The 19,864-nt window shown below is 68.1% G+C and carries 18 protein-coding genes; 7 read left to right on the forward strand and 11 right to left on the reverse strand.

Annotated features, from left to right (window positions below; translation table 11 throughout):
* Window positions 1–42: 42 nt before the first annotated feature.
* The 5 genes from prmA to AC3EF3_RS13880 all read right to left on the reverse strand — a co-directional run bounded on the left by prmA (window position 43) and on the right by AC3EF3_RS13880 (window position 4,018).
* Window positions 43–924 (reverse strand): 50S ribosomal protein L11 methyltransferase, encoded by an 882-nt coding sequence (prmA, locus tag AC3EF3_RS13860; protein WP_488532733.1) that lies wholly within the window; start codon window positions 922–924, stop codon window positions 43–45.
* A 12-nt stretch (window positions 925–936) separates the two neighbouring features.
* Window positions 937–2,286, reverse strand: a complete 1,350-nt coding sequence (gene accC / locus AC3EF3_RS13865) for an acetyl-CoA carboxylase biotin carboxylase subunit (RefSeq protein WP_488532734.1) — start codon at window positions 2,284–2,286, stop codon at window positions 937–939.
* A 9-nt stretch (window positions 2,287–2,295) separates the two neighbouring features.
* Entirely contained in the window at window positions 2,296–2,751 is a 456-nt protein-coding gene (accB, locus tag AC3EF3_RS13870) for an acetyl-CoA carboxylase biotin carboxyl carrier protein (RefSeq protein ID WP_488532735.1), read from the reverse strand.
* 122 nt (window positions 2,752–2,873) lie between these two features.
* Window positions 2,874–3,431: a TlpA disulfide reductase family protein gene (locus AC3EF3_RS13875; protein WP_488532736.1), complete on the reverse strand. Its 558-nt coding sequence runs from the start codon at window positions 3,429–3,431 to the stop codon at window positions 2,874–2,876.
* Window positions 3,428–4,018, reverse strand: coding sequence for a hypothetical protein (locus tag AC3EF3_RS13880; RefSeq protein WP_488532737.1), 591 nt, complete (start codon window positions 4,016–4,018; stop codon window positions 3,428–3,430). Before AC3EF3_RS13880 ends, AC3EF3_RS13875 begins: the two co-directional genes overlap by 4 nt.
* Before the next feature lie 72 nt (window positions 4,019–4,090).
* Between AC3EF3_RS13880 and AC3EF3_RS13885 the strand changes: the two genes are divergently transcribed.
* A complete protein-coding gene (locus AC3EF3_RS13885; RefSeq protein ID WP_488532738.1) occupies window positions 4,091–5,719 on the forward strand; it encodes a long-chain fatty acid--CoA ligase in 1,629 nt (542 codons plus the stop codon).
* Between the two features lie 27 nt (window positions 5,720–5,746).
* A complete protein-coding gene (gene mpl, locus AC3EF3_RS13890; protein WP_488532739.1) occupies window positions 5,747–7,120 on the forward strand; it encodes a UDP-N-acetylmuramate:L-alanyl-gamma-D-glutamyl-meso-diaminopimelate ligase in 1,374 nt (457 codons plus the stop codon).
* Here the strand turns inward: mpl and AC3EF3_RS13895 are convergent.
* The 6 genes from AC3EF3_RS13895 to rodA form a co-directional block, all read right to left on the reverse strand.
* The gene (locus AC3EF3_RS13895) at window positions 7,117–8,235 is read right to left on the reverse strand and encodes a 3-deoxy-7-phosphoheptulonate synthase (protein ID WP_488532740.1); all 1,119 of its coding nucleotides are present in this window, start codon (window positions 8,233–8,235) and stop codon (window positions 7,117–7,119) included. The genes mpl and AC3EF3_RS13895 overlap by 4 nt on opposite strands.
* 202 nt (window positions 8,236–8,437) lie before the next feature.
* Window positions 8,438–9,004, reverse strand: a complete 567-nt coding sequence (locus AC3EF3_RS13900; RefSeq protein WP_488532741.1) for a hypothetical protein — start codon at window positions 9,002–9,004, stop codon at window positions 8,438–8,440.
* A gap of 10 nt (window positions 9,005–9,014) precedes the next feature.
* Window positions 9,015–10,475 carry a metalloprotease TldD gene (gene tldD / locus AC3EF3_RS13905; RefSeq protein ID WP_488532742.1) on the reverse strand — a complete coding sequence of 487 codons (1,461 nt, stop codon included), beginning with the start codon at window positions 10,473–10,475 and terminating at the stop codon, window positions 9,015–9,017.
* A gap of 26 nt (window positions 10,476–10,501) precedes the next feature.
* Complete coding sequence (locus tag AC3EF3_RS13910) at window positions 10,502–12,601, reverse strand: protein kinase domain-containing protein (protein ID WP_488532743.1); 2,100 nt, start codon at window positions 12,599–12,601, stop codon at window positions 10,502–10,504.
* A 12-nt stretch (window positions 12,602–12,613) separates the two neighbouring features.
* A complete protein-coding gene (locus AC3EF3_RS13915; RefSeq protein WP_488532744.1) occupies window positions 12,614–13,483 on the reverse strand; it encodes an NAD(P)-dependent oxidoreductase in 870 nt (289 codons plus the stop codon).
* Window positions 13,484–13,491: 8 nt separating this feature from the next.
* The gene (rodA, locus tag AC3EF3_RS13920) at window positions 13,492–14,646 is read right to left on the reverse strand and encodes a rod shape-determining protein RodA (protein ID WP_488532745.1); all 1,155 of its coding nucleotides are present in this window, start codon (window positions 14,644–14,646) and stop codon (window positions 13,492–13,494) included.
* A gap of 19 nt (window positions 14,647–14,665) precedes the next feature.
* On the opposite strand from rodA, the gene AC3EF3_RS13925 reads away from it, so the two are divergent.
* The 5 genes from AC3EF3_RS13925 to AC3EF3_RS13945 are packed head-to-tail and all read left to right on the forward strand — an operon-like array spanning window position 14,666 to window position 19,793.
* The gene (locus tag AC3EF3_RS13925; RefSeq protein ID WP_488532746.1) at window positions 14,666–15,277 is read left to right on the forward strand and encodes a YqiA/YcfP family alpha/beta fold hydrolase; all 612 of its coding nucleotides are present in this window, start codon (window positions 14,666–14,668) and stop codon (window positions 15,275–15,277) included.
* Between the two features lie 26 nt (window positions 15,278–15,303).
* The gene (locus tag AC3EF3_RS13930) at window positions 15,304–17,352 is read left to right on the forward strand and encodes a ribonuclease catalytic domain-containing protein (protein ID WP_488532747.1); all 2,049 of its coding nucleotides are present in this window, start codon (window positions 15,304–15,306) and stop codon (window positions 17,350–17,352) included.
* A gap of 2 nt (window positions 17,353–17,354) precedes the next feature.
* Window positions 17,355–18,218, forward strand: coding sequence for an energy transducer TonB (locus tag AC3EF3_RS13935; RefSeq protein ID WP_488533793.1), 864 nt, complete (start codon window positions 17,355–17,357; stop codon window positions 18,216–18,218).
* A gap of 7 nt (window positions 18,219–18,225) precedes the next feature.
* Entirely contained in the window at window positions 18,226–19,050 is an 825-nt protein-coding gene (gene aroE, locus AC3EF3_RS13940) for a shikimate dehydrogenase (protein ID WP_488532748.1), read from the forward strand.
* A complete protein-coding gene (locus tag AC3EF3_RS13945) occupies window positions 19,047–19,793 on the forward strand; it encodes a transglycosylase domain-containing protein (RefSeq protein WP_488532749.1) in 747 nt (248 codons plus the stop codon). Before aroE ends, AC3EF3_RS13945 begins: the two co-directional genes overlap by 4 nt.
* Window positions 19,794–19,864 lie beyond the last annotated feature (71 nt).

Genomic DNA, 19,864 nt, shown 5'->3' on the forward strand with positions numbered 1-19,864 from the left:
AGCGGACGATTGTAGACAGCCGCAGCCAGCCGCCCCGGGCGGTCAGCGGCGGGCGGTCATGAGGATCCAGCCCTCTTCGGCATCGGCGATTTCCAGCCGCAGGTACGGTGCATAAGCCTGCTTCAGCTCGTCGGCCTGGCGCTCGAGGATGCCGGCGAGCACCAGCGAGCCGCCGGCGGCGACGTGCGACGTGAGCAGTGGTGCGAGCACCTTCAGCGGCATCGCGAGGATGTTCGCGAGCACGAGATCGTAGGAGCCCGCCGCCCGGTCCGGCAGGCCCGCATTGAGGTGCACGCCGTTCGCCAGCGCATTGGCGACCGTCGATTCGACCGCCGCCGGGTCGATGTCCACCGCGTCGACTTCGCCAGCCCCGAAGCGTGCCGCGCCGATCGCAAGGATGCCCGAGCCGCAGCCGTAGTCGAGCACTCGCTGGCCCGCGGGCGGGTGCTGCGCGATCCAGCGCAGGCACATGCGCGTGGTCGGATGCGTGCCGGTGCCGAACGCCAGCCCTGGATCGAGCCGGATCACCTGCTTCGCCTGCGCGGGCGGCTCATGCCAGGTCGGGACGATCCAGAATTCTTCCGTGATCGGGACGGGCGCGAACTGCGATTGCGTCAGGCGCACCCAGTCCTGGTCGGGCACGCTGTCCACGCCCAGCACCTCGCAGCCCTCGAAGAAGTCCTGGGCCCGCAGGACCAGCGCGGCGTGCTGCGCCGCCTCTTCCTTTTCGAAGAGCGCCAGCACGCGCGAGCGCTGCCAGCCTTCCTTGGGCGGCGGCAGGCCCGGTTCGCCGAAGAGCGCTTGTTCCGCATCGGTCTGCGCGTCGGCGTCCTCGACCGAAACGCTCAGTGCGTCGAGGGCATCGAGCGCATCGCTCACGGGTTCGATCCGCTCTTCGGGGCACAGCAGCCGCAGCTCGAACATCAGGGTCAGGGCTCAGCGCTTGTGATGCGAGAGCCACTCCTCGAGGTAATGGATGTTGGTGCCGCCTTCCATGAAGCGCGCGTCCACCAGCAGTTCGCGGTGCAGCGGTATGTTGGTGTTGATGCCTTCGACCACCGTCTCCAGCAGCGCCGTGCGCATGCGCGCGAGGGCCTCCTCGCGCGAATCGCCGTGCACGATGATCTTGCCGATCATCGAGTCGTAGTTCGGCGGCACGAAGTAGTTCGTGTACACGTGCGAATCGACGCGCACGCCCGGCCCGCCCGGCGCGTGCCACATCGTGATCCGGCCCGGCGAGGGCACGAACTTGTACGGGTCCTCGGCGTTGACCCGGCACTCGATGGCATGGCCGTGCAGCTGGACCTCCCGCTGCGTGAACGGCAGCTTCTCGCCCGCGGCCACCATGATCTGCGTCTTCACGATGTCGATGCCGGTGATCAGCTCCGTGACCGGGTGCTCGACCTGCACCCGCGTGTTCATCTCGATGAAATAGAACTCGCCGTCCTCGTACAGGAACTCGAACGTGCCGGCCCCGCGGTAGCCGATGCGCTTGCAGGCGGCCACGCAGCGCTCGCCGATTTTCTCGATGAGCTTGCGCGGGATGCCGGGCGCCGGCGCCTCCTCCATCACCTTCTGGTGGCGGCGCTGCATCGAGCAGTCGCGCTCGCCCAGGTAGACGGCATTCTTGTACTTGTCGGCGAGGATCTGGATCTCGATGTGGCGCGGGTTCTGGAGGAATTTCTCCATGTAGACGGCTGGATTGCCGAAGGCCGCCTGCGCCTCCGCCTTCGTCATCTGCACCGCGTTGACGAGCGCCGCTTCCGTATGCACGACGCGCATGCCGCGCCCGCCGCCGCCGCCCGCGGCCTTGATGATCACCGGATAACCGACGGCCTTGGCCAGGCGCCGGATTTCCACCGGGCTGTCGGGCAGTTCGCCTTCGGAGCCCGGCACGCAAGGCACGCCCGCCTTGATCATCGCCTGCTTGGCCGAGACCTTGTCGCCCATGATGCGGATCGACTCGGGCGTGGGGCCGATGAACTGGAAACCGCTCTTCTCGACGCGCTCGGCGAAGTCCGCGTTTTCCGACAGGAAGCCGTAGCCCGGGTGGATCGCTTCCGCGTCCGTCACTTCCGCCGCCGAAATGATCGCCGGCATGTTGAGATAGCTTTGCGGCGACGGCGCGGGGCCGATGCACACGGCCTCTTCCGCCAGCTTCACGTATTTCGCTTCGCGGTCGGCCTCGGAATAGACCATCACCGCGCGGATGCCAAGCTCGCGGCAGGCGCGCTGAATCCGCAGGGCGATTTCGCCGCGATTGGCGACCAGGATCTTCTTGAACATGGAGCCCGCTTATTCGATGACGAAGAGGGGCTGCCCGTACTCCACGGCCTGGCCGTTCTCCACGAGGATCTGGGTGACGGTGCCGGCCTTGTCGGCCTCGATCTCGTTGAGGATCTTCATCGCCTCGATGATGCAGATCGTGTCGCCTTCCTTCACCTGCGAGCCGACTTCCACGAAGGGCTTGGCCCCGGGGCTGGCGGAACGGTAGAAGGTGCCGACCATCGGCGACTTCACCATGTGGCCCGTCGGCGCGGCGGGCGCGGCGGGCACCGGAGCGGCGGCCAGGGCCGGCGCCGCGGCAACGGGTGCGTTCGCGGCCGGAGCGGCCATCGGCACCGCCACCTGCTGGACGACGCCCCCACCCTTGACGATGCGGACCTTGCCCTCGGCCTCGGTGATCTCCAGCTCCGACACGTTCGACTCCGACACGAGATCGATCAGTGTCTTGAGTTTCCTGAGGTCCATGGTCCCAACCCGCTAAGCTACGAAAGGAACGCGAATTTACAGCAAAATCCGCTTACTTTTCGTTTCTGCCCGCTTTTTTCACTTATTTTTACGGCTGGGCTTGACAGCCACCAGCCTGCAAACTAGTTGGCCAGCTGCGCCCAGCGCGTCAGGTCAGCCGGGACAACGCGACCTATTCTACGCTGGACGATGTCGCCTCCCGCGCCGATAGCGACCGTAAAGGGAAGGCCGCCGCTTTCATTGCCGAGGGCCTTCGTCAGTTCCGTACCGCCCAATCCGGCAAGCCCGATCGGATAGCCGACAGGCGTGCGCTGCAGGAAAGCCCGCACCGCGCTTGGCTGGTCGATGGCCAGACCGACGACTTGCAGGTTTTTGCCTGCGTTTTGCCGCCAGAACGCGTCCAGAAGAGGCATCTCTTCCACGCAGGGCGGACACCAGGTGGCCCAGAAATTCAGCACCAGCGGCTTGCCACGGAAGGCTTGCATCGCGATCGGGCCACCTGCGGGAGCGTCGAAGCTGGCGGCCCACAGCGACGGATCGACGCGGCCCGGGCCCTCGCCGCCCTTGAACTGCCAGATCGCCACTGCCCCGCCTGCAACCGCGGCGGCTGCCCCGATGCCCGCCAGCAGGAGCGTGCGGCGGCGAGCGTCGGCAGGGGAAGGGATCGCATCCGTCGTCATGGTTGCGCATTCTCCACCAATGCGCGGACAGCGGCCGCGTCGCCCCGGGGCGGACGGCCGCGCGAGTCCGGCTTCAGGGCGCCGCGCACATCGTCATGGTCATAAATGAGGAGATGCACGCCGATCACTTCGCCCAGGTCGCGGCTCACACTCGACAAGCTCAAGGCCTCGACCGGCTCGCCGTTGAAGCCGGTCACGATGCGCGCCTCGTAGTCCACGTTGTTGTCGATCAGCGCCAGTTCGGCCGACTTGGGATCGTCACAGAAGAGCTGGATATAGATGTCCGACAGGTGCGTGGCCGTGCCGTGCCAGACCGCACCGCCCAGGTAGGGCCGGAACTGCGCCAGCCGGTCCATCCACACCAGCGCCAGCTTTCGCAACGCGGCGAGTTCGCGAGGCTGGGTATCCGCACAGAAGATCGAGATGTACTCGCGCACCGCGTCCTCGACCAGCTCGTTGTCCGGCAGCGCCGTGCGGGCCGGCAGGCCCAGTTGCTTCACGGCCCGCCGCTTGGCGGCGCCCCACTCCAGCCCTTCTTCCACGACCAGCCGCGCAGCGGCCTGCGCGATCTCGGTTTTCGCGTCCATTGCAGGACATTCTGCATTGCCGCGGATGGCCATGACCCCTACAGTGGCTCGAAAGAGAAAAGGAGACTGCCCATGAAGGCCACGATGATGGATGTGCCGCTGTCGCTCAACCACCTGCTCGAGCGCGCGGGAAAGCTGTTCGCCGGCAACGAAATCGTCTCGCGCCTGCCGGACAAGAGCCTGCGCCGGCACACCTATGGCGAGTTCTACCGGCGAACGCGGGCGTGGGCGGCGGCCCTGCAATCGCTGGGCCTGAAGAAGGGGGATCGCGTCGCGACGCTGTGCTGGAACCACCACGCGCACCTGGAGTGCTACTTCGGCATCCCGGCGGCCGGCGGCGTGATGCACACCTTGAACCTGCGGCTCTCGCCTGACGAGATCGGCTGGATCGCGGGCAACGCGAACGACCGCTTCCTCGTGGTCGACGACGTGCTGCTGCCCCTGTACAAGCAGTTGGCGCACCTGCACCGCTTCGAGCGCGTGATCGTGTTCCCGTTCTCCGGCGGTCCTGTGCCGGCGGACCTGGAGGACTACGAAGCCCTGCTCGCGAGCGCCGACCCGGACAGTTTCGAATACGCGCCGCACGACGAGAACGACCCTGTGGCGATGTGCTACACGTCGGGCACGACCGGCCGGCCCAAGGGCGTCGTGTACTCGCACCGCTCCACGGTCCTGCACACACTGGTGGCGAGCCTCGCGGATTTCTGGGGCCTGCGCGGCACCGACGTGGTCCTGCCGGTCACGCCGATGTTCCACGCGAACAGCTGGGGCATCCCGTACGGCGCAGTGAACCTGGGCGTGAAACTGGTGTTCCCCGGCCCGCACCTGCATCCCGACGACGTCCTGGACCTGATGCAGCTCGAGCCGCCGACGCTGGCGCTGGGCATGCCCACCATCTGGCTCACGCTGATCCAGACCTACGATGCCGCCCAGGCCGAGGGCTCGCCCAACCACGGACGCTGGAAACTGCCCAAAGGCATGCGCTCGCTGGTCGGCGGCGCGGCGGTGCCCGAAGCGCTGATCCGCGCCTTCGACAAGCACGGCATCTGGATCATGCAGGGCTGGGGCATGACGGAGACCTCGCCGGTCTGCACGATCTCCTACCCGCGTGCGGAATTGCGCGATGCGAGCGCCGACGAGAAATACCGCCGCGCCGCGATGGCCGGCGTGCCCGTGCCCCTGGTGGACCTGCGCGTATGGGGCGACGCGGGCGAACAGGCGTGGGACGGCAAGAGCGTCGGCGAGATCCAGGTGCGCGGACCTTTCATCACCGGCTCGTACCACGAGGTGCCCGTCGCGCGCGACAAGTTCAGCGACGACGGCTGGCTGCGCACGGGCGACGTCGCGTCGGTCGATCCGCTCGGCTTCGTGCGCATCACCGACCGCACCAAGGACCTGATCAAGTCCGGCGGCGAGTGGATCAGTTCGGTGGACCTGGAGAATGCGCTGATGGCTCACCCTGCCGTCGCCGAAGCAGCCGTGATCGCCATCCCCGACGAGAAATGGAGCGAGCGGCCCTTGGCTTGCGTGGTGCTGAAACCCGGCAAGGACGCGGACACGAAGCAGTTCGATGCCCACCTGCTCGCGCACGGCTTCGCCAAGTGGCAGCTGCCCGAACGCTACGAGTTCATCGACGCGATCCCGCGCACCTCGACCGGCAAGTTCTGGAAAGTGAAACTGCGCGAGCGCTTCCCGAAGTGAGCGGGGGCTGCCGCCGATAATCGGCGGATGCACATCCACATTCTCGGCATCTGCGGCACCTTCATGGGAGGCGTGGCCGCGCTCGCCCGCGAGGCCGGGCACAAAGTTACGGGTTGCGACGCCGGTGTCTACCCGCCGATGAGCGACCAGCTGCGCGCGCTCGGCATCGAACTGATCGAAGGTTACGGAGCCGACCAGCTCTCCCTGAAACCGGACGCCTGGGTGATCGGCAACGTCGTCTCACGCGCGCGCCAGGCCGACGGCACGCCGCGCTACCCGTTGATGGAAGCGATCCTGGACGAGGGGCTCGCGTACACGAGCGGCCCGCAGTGGCTGTCGGAGAACGTGCTGCAGGGACGCCATGTGCTGGCGGTCGCCGGCACGCACGGCAAGACGACCACCACGTCGATGCTCGCGTGGATCCTCGAGCACGCGGGCCTGAAACCGGGTTTCCTGGTCGGCGGCGTACCGAGCAACTTCGGCATCTCGGCGCGGCTCGGGCAAGGCGCGCACTTCGTCATCGAGGCCGACGAATACGACACCGCCTTCTTCGACAAGCGCAGCAAGTTCGTGCACTACCGGCCCCGCACCGCCGTGCTGAACAACCTCGAGTTCGACCACGCCGACATCTTCGACGACCTCGCGGCGATCGAGCGCCAGTTCCATCACCTCGTGCGCACCGTGCCGTCCAAGGGGCGCGTCGTCGCCAACGGGCTGGAGGAAAGCCTCGCGCGCGTGCTGCACATGGGATGCTGGAGCGAAGTACGCAGTTTCGGCGCCACCACCGACGACTTCACGGCCGAGGGCGAGCCGCACGATTTCCGCGTGATGCTGCGCGGCAAGGAGGCGGCACGCGTGCAATGGGACATGACCGGCGTGCACAACCAGCTCAATGCGCTGGCGGCGATCGCCGCCGCCGAGCATGTCGGCGTGTCACCGCAAGCGTCCGCCGCCGCACTGGCGCAGTTCCGGAGCGTCAAGCGCCGGATGGAAGTGCGGGGCGAGGTGGCGGGCATCACCGTGTACGACGATTTCGCGCATCACCCCACGGCCATCCGCACCACGGTCGACGGCCTGCGGCGCAAGGTCGGCAAGGCGCGCATCCTTGCCGTGTTCGAGCCGCGCAGCAACACGATGAAACTCGGCGCGATGAAATCGCAGCTGCCCTGGAGCCTGGAGCAGGCGGACCTCGCGTTCTGCCATTCGGGCGGGCTCGACTGGGATGCGGCCGAAGCGCTCGCCCCGATGGGCGCGAGGGCGCGAGTGGCCGACAGCATCGACAAGCTCGTGCAGCTCGTGGTCGAGGCCGCGCGCCCCGGCGACCAGGTGCTTTGCATGAGCAACGGCGGCTTCGGCGGCATTCACGCCAAGCTGCTCGCGGCGCTGGCCGCGCGCGCCTAGCCGCGGCGGCGCTTCACGGCGTCCGACAGGACCTCCAGCGCGCGCAGCGAATCATCCCAGCCCAGGCAGGCATCCGTGATGCTCTTGCCGTACTCGAGCGCCTTCGGGTCGTCCTTGCCGGGCGTGAACTTCTGCGCACCGGCATGCAGGTGGCTTTCGATCATCACGCCGAAGACCGAGCGCGAGCCGCCCGCGATCTGGCCCGCGACGTCGCGCGCCACGTCGAGTTGCTTCTCGTGCTGCTTGCTGCTGTTCGCGTGGCTGCAATCGACCATCAGCACCGGCGGCAGCTTGGCGGCCTGCAGGTCCTTCACCGCGGCCGCGACGCTCGCCGCGTCGTAGTTCGGCGCCTTGCCGCCGCGCAGGATCACGTGGCAGTCGCGGTTGCCGTTGGTCTGCACGATCGCCACCTGGCCGTTCTTGTGGACGGACAGGAAGTGGTGGCCGCGCGCGGCCGCCTGGATCGCGTCGGTGGCGATCCGGATGTTGCCGTCGGTCCCGTTCTTGAAGCCGATCGGCGCCGACAGGCCCGAGGCGAGTTCGCGGTGCACCTGGCTTTCGGTCGTGCGCGCGCCGATGGCGCCCCAAGCGATCAGGTCACCGATGTACTGGGGCGAGATCACGTCGAGGAACTCGCTGCCGGCCGGCAGGCCGAGCCGGTTGATCTCGATCAGGAGCTGGCGCGCGATGCGCAGGCCTTCGTCGATGCGGAAGCTCTCGTCGAGGTACGGGTCGTTGATCAGGCCCTTCCACCCCACCGTCGTGCGCGGCTTCTCGAAATACACGCGCATGACGATCTCGAGCGTGCCCGCGTAGCGGCTGCGCACCTCCTTGAGGCGCCGCGCGTAATCGAGCGCCGCGGCGGGGTCGTGGATCGAACACGGCCCGATCACCACCAGCAGCCGGTCGTCCTCGCCCGCCATGATGTTGTGGATGGCGCGCCGCGTGTCGCTGATCAGGCGCTCCACGGCCGTGCCGCGGATCGGGAAGAAGCGGATCAGATGCTCGGGCGGCGGCAGCACGGTGATGTCCTTGATGCGCTGGTCGTCGGTGGCGCTGGTCTTGTCGACGGGATGGGCATGCCAGGCATCGTGATCGGCGGGTTTGGGGTTCATCGGTGGGGCTCCTCGAGGTGAAAGTGTTTCGGGCAATAAAAAACCGCCGGGGGTTCCGGCGGTTTTTCGAGTGTCTGCGCGCTTGTCTTCGGGTGCGTTCAGTTCTCTCTTCCGCCGGCGGACAGGAGATACCAAAAATAGCCAAAGAAAAACGCGAAGCGCGTGTGCATGGGATGCAATGTAGCACAAAGCATTGCGGTTCCTAGAGGCGCAGCTTCTTCCACCACTGAATGGCGCGTTCGACCCGGGGCTTGTCCAGCGAGCCGAGCGTGGACGCGTCCTGCTCGCTCGCCAGCCACTGCTCGTACATGTCGATCATCAGCATGCCTTCGCCGAGCGTGCGCCACGCGACCAGTTCGAAATCCTCCGCGGTGAGCAGCAGCTCCGTGCTGCTGGGGCCGCCGGCCAGCAGCCATTGCCCGATCAGGACACGGAAGTTGTTCAGCGCCTGCAGGTAAGAGGCGTATTCGTACAGCCCGCGCCAGGGCAGGCCGAGGTTGACGACGAGGTTGCGGTGCCCGCGCAGGGCCGTGAGCAGGTCCACCAGCATCGGTGCAATGCCGGCTCGAATGCGGTTGACGCGCAGCGCCGCGATGATCGCCTCGATGGGCACGGACACCTGCGCCATGCTTTCGGACAGCAGCCGGCTGTCCTCGTCGGCAACGGCACTGCGCAGGAAATTCGAGAGCTCGCCGAACGAGTTGATGCTCGGCAGGTTGGTGACGGGATCGATGCGCAGGCGCGAGTTGGGCCTCGTTTCCCGGTTCATGGCTTGCGTGTCAGGCCGTCCCGCCCACCGTCAGCCCGTCGATGCGCAGCGTGGGCTGTCCCACCCCCACCGGCACGCTCTGCCCTTCCTTGCCGCAGGTGCCCACGCCGGAATCGAGCTGCATGTCGTTGCCGATCATCGTCACGCGCGTGAGCGCGTCCGGCCCGTTGCCCACGATGGTCGCCCCCTTCACCGGATACTGGATCTTGCCGTCCTCGACCCAGTACGCCTCGCTTGCCGAGAACACGAACTTGCCCGACGTGATGTCGACCTGGCCGCCGCCGAAGTTGGTGGCGTACAGGCCCTTCTTGATGCTCGCGACGATTTCCTGTGGCGACTTGTCCCCGCCGAGCATGTAGGTGTTCGTCATGCGCGGCATCGGGATGTGCGCATAGCTTTCGCGCCGGCCGTTGCCCGTGGGCGCCACGCCCATGAGCCGCGCGTTGAGCGAATCCTGCATGTAGCCGCGCAGGATGCCGTCCTCGATCAGCACGGTGCGCTGCGTGGCGTTCCCTTCGTCGTCGACGTTCAGTGACCCGCGCCGGTCGCTGATCGTGCCGTCGTCGAGCACCGTGACGCCCTTGGCCGCCACGCGCTTGCCGATGCGGCCGGAGAACGCGCTCGAGCCCTTGCGGTTGAAGTCGCCTTCCAGGCCATGGCCGATGGCCTCGTGCAACAGGATGCCGGGCCAGCCCGGCCCGAGCACCACGGTCATCTCGCCCGCCGGGGCGGGACGCGACTCGAGGTTCGTCAGCGCCGCGTTCACGGCGTCGTTCACGTACTCGTCGATGCGCGCCTCGTCGAAGTACGCCAGCCCGAAACGCCCGCCACCGCCGCCGGTGCCGACCTCGCGGCGGCCGCCCTCCTCCGCGATCACGGTGACCGACAGCCGCACCAGCGGCCGCACGTCCGCGGCGAGCGTCCCGTCCGCCCGCGCGACCATCACCACGTCGTATTCGCTGGCCAGGCCCGCCATCACCTGCACGACGCGCGGGTCCTTGGCGCGGGCCTTCTTCTCGGCGCGCTCGAGCAATTGCACCTTGGCCGTGCTGTCCAGCGTCGCGATCGGGTCCAGCCCGTGGTAGAGCGAGCGGCCGCCGGCGATCTTCTTTTCGCCGACGCGCGCGCGGCCATCGCCGCCCGCGGCCGCGATGCTGCGCACCGTGCGCGCCGCATCGAGCAGCGAGGCTTCCGAGATGTCGTCCGAGTAGGCGAAGGCCGTCTTCTCGCCGGAGATCGCACGAACGCCCACGCCCTGGTCGATGCTGAAGCTGCCGGTCTTGACGATGCCCTCTTCCAGGCTCCAGCCCTCGCTGCGCGTGTACTGGAAGTACAGGTCGGCATCGTCCACGGCGTGGGTCGTGATTTCCGCCAGCGCGCGCGCCAGGTGGGTTTCATTGAGGCCGAAGGGATCCAGCAGCAGCCGCTGGGCCGTGGCCAGCCGCTCGAGGGTGGGTTCGCGGGAGATCATCGAGGCATTCTAGGAGTTCGGCGGGATCAGTGCTTGCGCTGCACGACCGTCCGGGCATGGTCGCGGTCGTCCAGGGCTTGCAGCAGCGCGCGCGCGGATGGGTAGCGCTCTTCCGGTTTCTTGGCCATGAGCGTATCGATGATCGGCTGCAGAGCCGCGTGCTGCGAGGGCAGGCTCGGCGTCGGCGCCGAGAGATGGCGGGCCAGCAGCAGGTCGAGCGATTCGGCGCGGAAGGGCCGCTCGCCCATGAGCATCTCGAACATCATCACGCCCAGGCTGTACAGGTCCGACACGGTCGTGATCGCCTGGCCCGATGCCTGCTCCGGACTCAGGTAGAAGGGCGTGCCGACCACGTCGCCGTGGCGCGTCTGCGTGAAGGCGAGGTTTTCCTGCTGCATCATCGACTTGGCGATGCCGAAGTCGGCCAGCGCCACGCTGCCGTCGGGCCGGCGCATGATGTTTTCGGGCTTGAGGTCGCGGTGGATGATCCCGCAGGCGTGGATCGCATCGAGCGCCTGCGCCACCTGGCGCACGATCTCCAGCACCCGGTCCTGGGTCATGCCCGCCTGGATTTCGGCGCGCAGGTCGCCGCGCTCGAAGTACTCCATCGCGATGTAGGCGTGGTCGTCCGTGAAGCCCTGGTCGTAGATGCGGATCACGCTCGGGTGCTCGATGCGCGACAGCAGCGCGTACTCCTGGATGAATCGCGACAGGTGCTCGCTGGTGGCCTTCCCGCTCGCATCGAGCACCTTCAGCACCACGGGCAGCAGGTCCGATTCGCGCACGGCGAGGAACACTTCGGTCATGCCGCCCGAGCCGATCTTGCGCGTGAGCCGGTAGCCTTTCAGGCGCAAAGGCTCGCCGCCCGGCTCGAAGCGGTGGTCCATGAATGCGGAGAGTTTCGACTGGAGCGCGCCTTTGACGGCACGCGCCGTGATCTCGGAATTGATCTGCACCGCTTCGCGCACCTCCTGCGCACGCTCGGTGAGCGTCGCCATCCCGTGGCGGATGTCCTGCTGGTTCGCTTCCAGCCCGACGATCTCGGCGACTTCGACGAATTCGTTGCGGCCACGCACTTCGAGCGAGGTGATGCCGCCGGTGAGCACGCCTTCGCCGGCGGCCTTCAGCACCGTGGTGCTCGCGACCACGGTCCAGCCCAGTTCCTTGCTCGTCGATTCCAGCCGTGCCGCCAGGTTCACGGTATCGCCGATCGGCGTGGTCTCCTTGTTCTGCGTGGTGCCGAGCCGGCAGATCGTCACCTCGCCCGCATGCAGGCCGACGCCGATCGCGAACGCCGGCAGCCCGCGCTTCGCGAATCGCCACGACAGCCACGAGCGGAACTCGTGCGTGGCAAGCGTCATCCCCAGCGCCGCCGAAATCGCGCGCCGGCTGGCCGGCAAGGGCGACGCGCCCCCCATCGTGTCGGAGAACACCGCCATCAGCCCGTCGCCGATGAAGCGCAGGTGGCGCCCGCCGTTTTTCAGCACCGGCTCGCACACGCGGCCGAAGTACTCGGTGAGCAGCTCCGCGACCTCGCGGGAACTGAGTTTCTCGGCCAGCGACGTGAAGCCGCGGATGTCGGAGAACAGCACCGTCGCCTCGAGCGCCGTCTCGGCGATCGCGCCGGATGGCGCCTCGAGCCCGAACTTGTCCGTCATCGCACGGCCGCCCAGGCTCTCGGTGAAGGCTCGGCGCAGGTGTTCCTCGCGGGCCTTCACCGCCGATTCGATGCTGGCCTCGATGCGGCCGCGCTTTTTCAGCAGGCCGGCCAGCGCATCGAGCAGCTCGACCCGCGTGAAGGGCTTGGCGAGGTAATCGTCGGCGCCTGACGTCATGCCGCGGCGCATGCTGGCGCGGTCGTCCAGCGCCGTGAGCAGCATGACGGACGTGGCGCCCAGGTCCTGGTCCGCGCGGATCGCGTCGAGCAGCTCGAAGCCGTCCATCTCGGGCATGCCGATGTCCGTGATGATGACCTGGGGCCGCACGGCCCTCGCCCTCGCCAGTCCCTGCCTGCCGTTCGTCGCCGAATCGATCGCGTAGCCTTCCAGCTTCAACAGCCGGATGACGTTGCTGCGGATGGCGTCGTCGTCCTCGACGATCAGGATGGTGGTTCGTGGGGGCGCCATGACCCGACGAGTCTAGCGTTGCGACAGCAGCCTGAAGAGGGCGGCGTCATCGAGATCCGCCATCCCGTTGTCGAGGGCTCGCGCGAAGAGGTCGCGCGCCACCGGCCCGAGCGGCCCGTCGAAACCGGCCGCCCGCGCGGCTTCGACCGCGAGCCGCGTGTCCTTCGCGAGCAGGGTCATGTGCGCGCGCGGCTCCCAGTCGCCGTCGATGGCGCGGCGCATGCGGTCGCTGCCGATCCAGCTCTGGCCGCTCGACTGGGCGATCACGTCGAGCGTGGTGGGGAGATCGAGTCCCAAGCGTTGCGCCAGCGCCATGGTCTCGGCCGCGCCGGCGAGGTTGATGCCGGCCAGCAGGTTGTTCACCAGCTTCGTCCGCGCGCCGTCGCCCGGCCGCTCGCTGATGCGGAACACTTTGCTGCTCAAGGCGGCCACGAGTTCGCGATGAGCCTCGAAGACCGCTTGCGCGCACGCGACCATCAGGCTCATCGAGCCGTCGCGGGCCCGCGCCGGACCGCCGGACATCGGCGCATCGATGGCGGCGATGCCGAGCGCGGCCAGCTTGCCTGCGATGCGTTCCACATCCTCCGGTGCGATGGTCGGGCACAGCATCACGGCGCTGCCGGCAGCGAGCGCCTGCACGGCACCCCGCTCGCCGAACAGCACGTCGCGGGCCTGAGCCGCATCGACCACGCACACGATGACCGTGCGCGCTTCGCGTGCGACATCCGTCGCGTCGGCACAGGCGGTCGCACCCGCGGCAGCCAACGCGTCGACCTTGGCGCGATCGATGTCATGCACGCGCACCGGCCAGCCCAGATCGAGGAGACGGGCCGCCATGCCGCCGCCCATGTTGCCCACGCCGACCACGCCGACCGGAAACATGGCGCGCCTCAGGTCTGGACGAGCCGCTTGCTCTTGGCGATGGACATCAGGATGCCCAGGCCCATGCCCAGCGTGACCATCGCCGTGCCGCCATAGCTGATGAAAGGCAGCGGCACACCGACCACGGGCAGGATACCGCTCACCATGCCCATGTTCACGAAGGCGTACGTGAAGAAGATCATGGTGATCGAGCCGGCCAGCAGGCGCGAGAACACCGTCGAGGCTTCGAGCGCGATCGCGAGTCCGCGCAGGATCAGGAACGCGAAGCCGGCGATCAGCAGCAGGTTGCCGACCAGCCCGAACTCCTCGGAGAACCCGGCGAAGATGAAGTCGGTCGTGCGTTCGGGGATGAAGTCCAGGTGGGTCTGCGTGCCCTGCATGAATCCCTTGCCGAAGACGCCGCCCGAACCGATCGCGATCATCCCCTGGATGATGTGGAAGCCCTTGCCGAGCGGGTCGGTGCTGGGATCGAGCAGCGTGCAGATGCGCTGCTGCTGGTAGTCGTGCAGGACCGGCCAGCGCACGCCTTCGGCGCACAGGCGCCCTTCGAACGCGATCAGCAGCACGGCCGCGACGAGCCCCAGGATCACCGGCGGCAGGATCAGCTTCCACGACAGGCCCGCGAAGAAGATCACGGACAGACCGGCGACCAGCACGAGGATCGCGGTGCCGAGGTCGGGCTGTTTCACGATCAGGCCCACGGGGATGAGCAGCAGCACGGCGGCCACCACGAAATCGAGCGGCCGCAACTGCCCTTCGCGCTTCTGGAACCACCACGCCAGCATCAGCGGCATGGCGATCTTGAGGATCTCGCTGGGCTGGATCACCACGCCGATGTTCACCCAGCGCTTGGCGCCCTTCTTGGTGATGCCGAACACCGCGACGGCGATGAGCAGCGCGACGCCGACCGTGTACAGGGGAACGGCAAAGCGCATCAGGCGCTGCGGCGGGACCTGCGCCACGACGAACATGATCAGGCCGGCCAGCGCCATGTTGCGGCCGTGGTCTGCAAAGCGCGAGCCGAAGTCGTAGCCCGCCGAGTACATGGTCAGCAGCCCGGCGCAGGCAAGCAGGAAGACGGCGAAGGCCAGCGGGCCGTCGAAGCCCTCCAGCATCGGCGCGAGGCGGTGCCGGACGGATGGCTGTTCGAAGACGGCGGACATGGCCCGGCATTATCGCGCGATGGCATCATGGCTCGCCATGCCCATGCCTCCTGTTACGCACCTGTTGTACCTGCACGGCTTCCGCTCGTCGCCCCATTCCACCAAGGCGCGGAAAGTCGCGGCCCGGGTGCAGGCGCGCCATCCTTCGGTCACCTGGTGGTGTCCGCAACTGCCGCCCTCGCCCAAGGCCGCGATGGCCCTGGTGATGGCGGGCATCGCGGCGTGGCCGCGCGACCGCATGGGCGTGATCGGCTCCTCGCTCGGCGGGTTCTACGCAAGCGCTGTCGCCCAGGCCTGCGAATGCCGGGCGGTGCTGCTCAATCCGGCCGTCGATCCCGCGCGGGACCTGGCGCAGTACATCGGCGAGCAGACCGCGTGGCACGACCCGGCGGAACATTTCCACTTCGCGCCCGAGTACGTCGATGAATTGCGCGCACTCGAGCCGGGGCGGCTGCGCCATCCCGAGAACTATTTCGCGGTGATCGCGAAGGGCGACGAGGTGCTGGACTGGCGCGAGATGACCGCGCACCACGCCGGCAGCCGCATCAAGCTGCTCGAAGGCAGCGACCACGCACTGTCGGACTTCGACGACCACATCGCCGAAGTGCTGGGGTTCCTGGGCCTGGACTGAGCCGCCCGCATGGGACAATCGCGCCCATGTTCGTTCTGTTCGAGGAAGCCGGGAAGTTCCAGGCCGGCCGGGTGTTGTCCGAGGCGGAGTCGTCGGCGCAGGTGGAGCTCGACAGCGGCAAGCGCGTCAAGGTCAAGGCGGCGAGCGTTCTGCTGCGCTTCGAGAAGCCCGCGCCCGCCGAGTTGATTCGTGAGGCGCAGGAGCTCGCCCCATCCATCGAGCTGGACCTGGCCTGGGAATTCGCGCCCGACGAGGAGTTCGGCTTCGGCGATCTCGCGCGGGAATACTTCAGCGACAAGCCCACCCTCGGGCAGCAGGCGGCCGCCCTCTTTCGCCTGTTCGACGCGCCGCATTACTTCCGGCGCCTGGGCCGCGGGCGCTTCCGCAAGGCGCCCGCCGAAATCGTGCAGCAGGCGCTGGTCGCGATCGAGAAGAAGAAGCAGGTGCAGGCGCAGATCGCGGCCTGGGCCGGCGAGCTGGTGGCCGGCGATTGCCCGGCGCCGATCCGCGAACAGCTCTATCGCATCCTGTTCAAGCCGGACAAGAACGCCCCCGAATACAAGGCCGTGGTCGAGGCGTCGCGCCAGGCGCAGCTTTCGCCGCTCACGCTGCTGCAACGCGCGGGCGCGATCACGTCGGCCTACCAGTTCCACTGGAAACGCTTCCTGTTCGACAACTTCCCGAAAGGCACGGCCTTCCCGCCGCTGGCCGCTGCGGCGATTCGCGAAGAGCTGCCGCTCGCGCCGGTGCAGGCCTTCTCGATCGACGACTCGAGCACCACGGAAATCGACGACGCGCTTTCCGTGCAAGGGCTGGGCACCGGTTCCGTCGTGGTCGGCGTCCACATCGCCGCGCCCGGCCTCGCGATCCAGCCCGGCACGCCGATCGACGCGGCCGCCCGGCAGCGCCTGTCGACGGTCTACATGCCGGGCCACAAGATCACCATGCTGCCCGACGACGTCGTGCAGGCATACACGCTGCAGGAAGGCGTGGAATGCCCTTCCGTCTCGCTGTACGCCACGTTCGACGAGCAGACGCTGGTGCTGAAGTCCACCGAGACCCGCCTCGAGCGGGTGCCGATCACGATCAACCTGCGCCACGACGTGCTCGATGCCGCCGTGACCGAGGACTGGCTCGCGGCGTCGCACGCGGGCGACAACCATCCGGTCGCGGGCCTGCACGCGCCGCTGTCGTTCCTGCACCGGCTCGCGCTGCAGCTGAAGGCGCAGCGCGAGGTCGTGCGCGGCAAGCCGGAGAACTTCAACCGGCCGGACTACAACTTCCGCCTGGTCGGGCTCGACGGGCCGGAGCCCACCGGCGAGGAGCGCGTCGAGATCACCGTGCGCCGGCGGGGCGCGCCGCTCGACCTGATCGTGGCCGAGGCGATGATCCTCGCCAACAGCACCTGGGGCCAATGGCTCGCGGAGCTGGGCGTGCCGGCGATCTACCGCAGCCAGGCCAGCCTCGCACCCGGCGTGAAGGTTCGCATGGGGACCAAGGCGCTGCCGCACGCCGGCATCGGCGTGAAGAGCTACGCCTGGAGCACCTCGCCGTTGCGCCGTTACACCGACCTCGTGAACCAGTGGCAGATCATCGCGGCGGCACGGCACGGGCGCACGGCGGCCCTGGCCGCGCCGTTCAAGCCCAAGGACGCGGAGCTGTTCTCGATCATCTCCGCCTTCGACGCGGCGTATACGGCATACAACAGTCACCAGGCGACGATGGAACGCTACTGGACGCTCAAGTACCTGGAGCAGCACGGCATCGGCGAGATCGTCGGCGCGCTGTTCAAGGAAGGCCTGGTGCGCGCGGACGACATCCCGCTGGTGCTGCCGGTGCTGGGCGGCGCCGAGCTGCCGCGCGGCGCGCACGCCCGCGTGAAGCTGGGCGAAATCGACCTGATCACGCTCGACGTGAAGGGCACGGTCACCCAGCGGCTGGACCTGCCGGCCGAGCCGGTGGACATGGAGGAGGAAGGCGAGGAGGAAGCCGTCGCCGGGCCGATCGCCATTGCCGTCGACGTGAACGAAACAGAGGACAGCCCAGCCGTAAACAGCGACAATCCCGGCTCGTGAAGCTGCGTCAGTTCAGTTCCCTGCAGATCGCGCTCGGCGTCTCGCTGGCCGTGCATGCCGCCCTCCTCACGTTCCGTTTCGTGGACCCGGAGGGCTTCAACCGTGTCTTCGAGGATTCACCGCTGGAGGTGATCCTGGTCAACGCCAACGCCAACGAGCGGCCGGACAAGGCGCACGCCATCGCGCAGGCGTCGCTCGCCGGCGGCGGCGACACCGAGAAGGGCCGGGCCACGTCCCCGCTGCCGCCTTCCGCACTCACCGAGTTCGGCGACTCGGCCGAGGACATGCAGCGCCAGGCGGAATTCCAGATGCTCCAGCAGCAGACCGTGCTCCTCGCGCAGAAGAAGCAGGAAATCCTTTCCATGAAGCCGCCGGAGCTCGCGCAGTCGAAGCCGGTGGACCGCGCGGCGTTCGAGGAGCGCCGGCGGCGGCAGCTCAAGCTGCTCGCGGAGATCGAGCGGCGCATCCAGGAGGAGAACGCCCGCCCGCGCAAGCGCTACGTCACGCCCTCGACGCGCGAGGAAGTCTTCGCGATCTACTACGATGCGCTGCGCCGCAAGATCGAGGACAAGGGCACGCGCAATTTCCCGCAGGCTGCCGGCCGGCCGCTGTATGGCCAGCTCGTGGTGCAGCTCACGGTGGGCTTCAACGGCCAGGTCACCGACGCGGTGGTCGAGCGCTCATCGGGCAGCCCGACGCTGGACCGGCGGGCCCAGGCGATCGCGCGCGACGCGGGGCCGTTCGGCACGGTGCCGGCGAAAGTGCAGGCCAAGCTCGTGAAATCGGGCTACAACCGGCTGGCTTTCATCCAGACTTTCACTTTTGCGCGCGACGGCACGCTCGAGACCCAGCTGGTCGGTCGCTGAAGACAACATGGACAGGTATTGCGTCATGGGCAATCCCGTGGAGCACAGCAAGTCGCCGTGGATCCACGCGCGCTTCGCCGAACTCACCGGGCAGCAATTGCGTTACGAGAAGCGGCTGGTCCCCCTGGGCGGCTTCGCCGAGGCCGTGCGCGCGTTTCGCGCCGAAGGCGGCAAGGGCTGCAATGTCACGGTGCCGTTCAAGTTCGAGTCGCCCGCGCTGGTGACGCGGCTCACCCCTCGTGCGGCGCTCGCGCAGGCCAGCAACACATTGCGCTTCGACGCCGACGAACTGCTCGGCGACAACACCGACGGGATCGGGCTGGTGAACGACATCCAGCGCAATGCAGGCGTCGAGCTCGCCGGGCGCGACGTGCTGCTCGTCGGCGCCGGAGGCGCGGCTGCCGGCGTGCTGGGCCCGTTGATCGAGGCCAAGGCGCGCCGCATCGTCGTCGCGAATCGCACGCGGGACAAGGCGCAGGCGCTGGTCGGGCGACATGGAGCGCTGGCCGGCCAGCACGGCGTCGAGGTGTCCGCGTCGGATCTCTCGATCGCCGGCGCGTTCGATGTCGTCATCAATGCCACCGCCAGCAGCATGAGCGGCGCAGCCGTGCCGGTCGTGGGCGGCGTGCTCAAGCCGCATGCCTACGCCTGCGACCTGATGTACGGCCCCGCGGCCGCCGGCTTCGTGACCTGGGCGCAGGAGCATGGCGCCGTGGCACGGGACGGCCTGGGCATGCTGGTCGAGCAGGCGGCGGAGGCGTTCCTGCTCTGGCGCGGCGTGCGCCCGCCCTCCGCGCCGGTGCTTGCCGAACTGCGCGCCACGCTCGCATGAAGGCACTGGCCCGCTGGATCGCGCTCGTCGTGCTCGCCGGCTGCGCGCTGGAGGTGTTCTTCGTTGCACGCATCGCCTTCGCGGCGACGGTCGATCCGCAATCCACCGCGTTCCAGCGCTCGGAAGCGTTCCGCATCACCCGCGACAAGGGGCACCTGCGCTGGGCGCAGGAGTGGGTGCCCTACCCGCAGATCTCCGAGAACCTGAAGCGTGCCGTGATCGCGTCGGAAGACGATTCCTTCGCCAACCACGACGGCGTCGACTGGGAGGCCATCGAGAAGGCGTGGGAACGCAACCAGAAAGCCGAGGAGCGCGCGGCGAAGCAGCAGGCACGCGTGAAGACCAACGCGCCGGCCCGGCCGCTGCGGCCGATCAAGATCGTCGGCGGCTCGACCATCACCCAGCAGCTCGCCAAGAACCTGCTGCTGTCGGGCGAACGCACGCTGCTGCGCAAGGGCCAGGAGATCGTGCTCACCTACGCGCTCGAGAAGATGATGAGCAAGGAGCGCATCCTCGAGATCTACCTGAACAGCGTCGAATGGGGCGAAGGCGTGTTCGGCGCCGAAGCGGCGGCGCGCCACTACTACCGCAAGAGTGCATCGCAGCTCACGGCTTACGAGGCCGCGCGGCTCGCGGTCATGCTGCCGCGCCCGAAGTATTTCGAGAAACTGCCCAACTCGGGTTACCTGGGCGCCCGTGCGTGGACCATCGTCGCCCGCATGCGCGGGGCCGAGCTGCCCTGATGAAAGGGCCCCCACACTCGCTGCGCGAGTGGCCCCCCGAGGGGGCGCGTCAGCGCCTTCGGGCGGCCGGG

It is taken from the genome of Ramlibacter sp. GS1-15 (assembly GCF_057785015.1).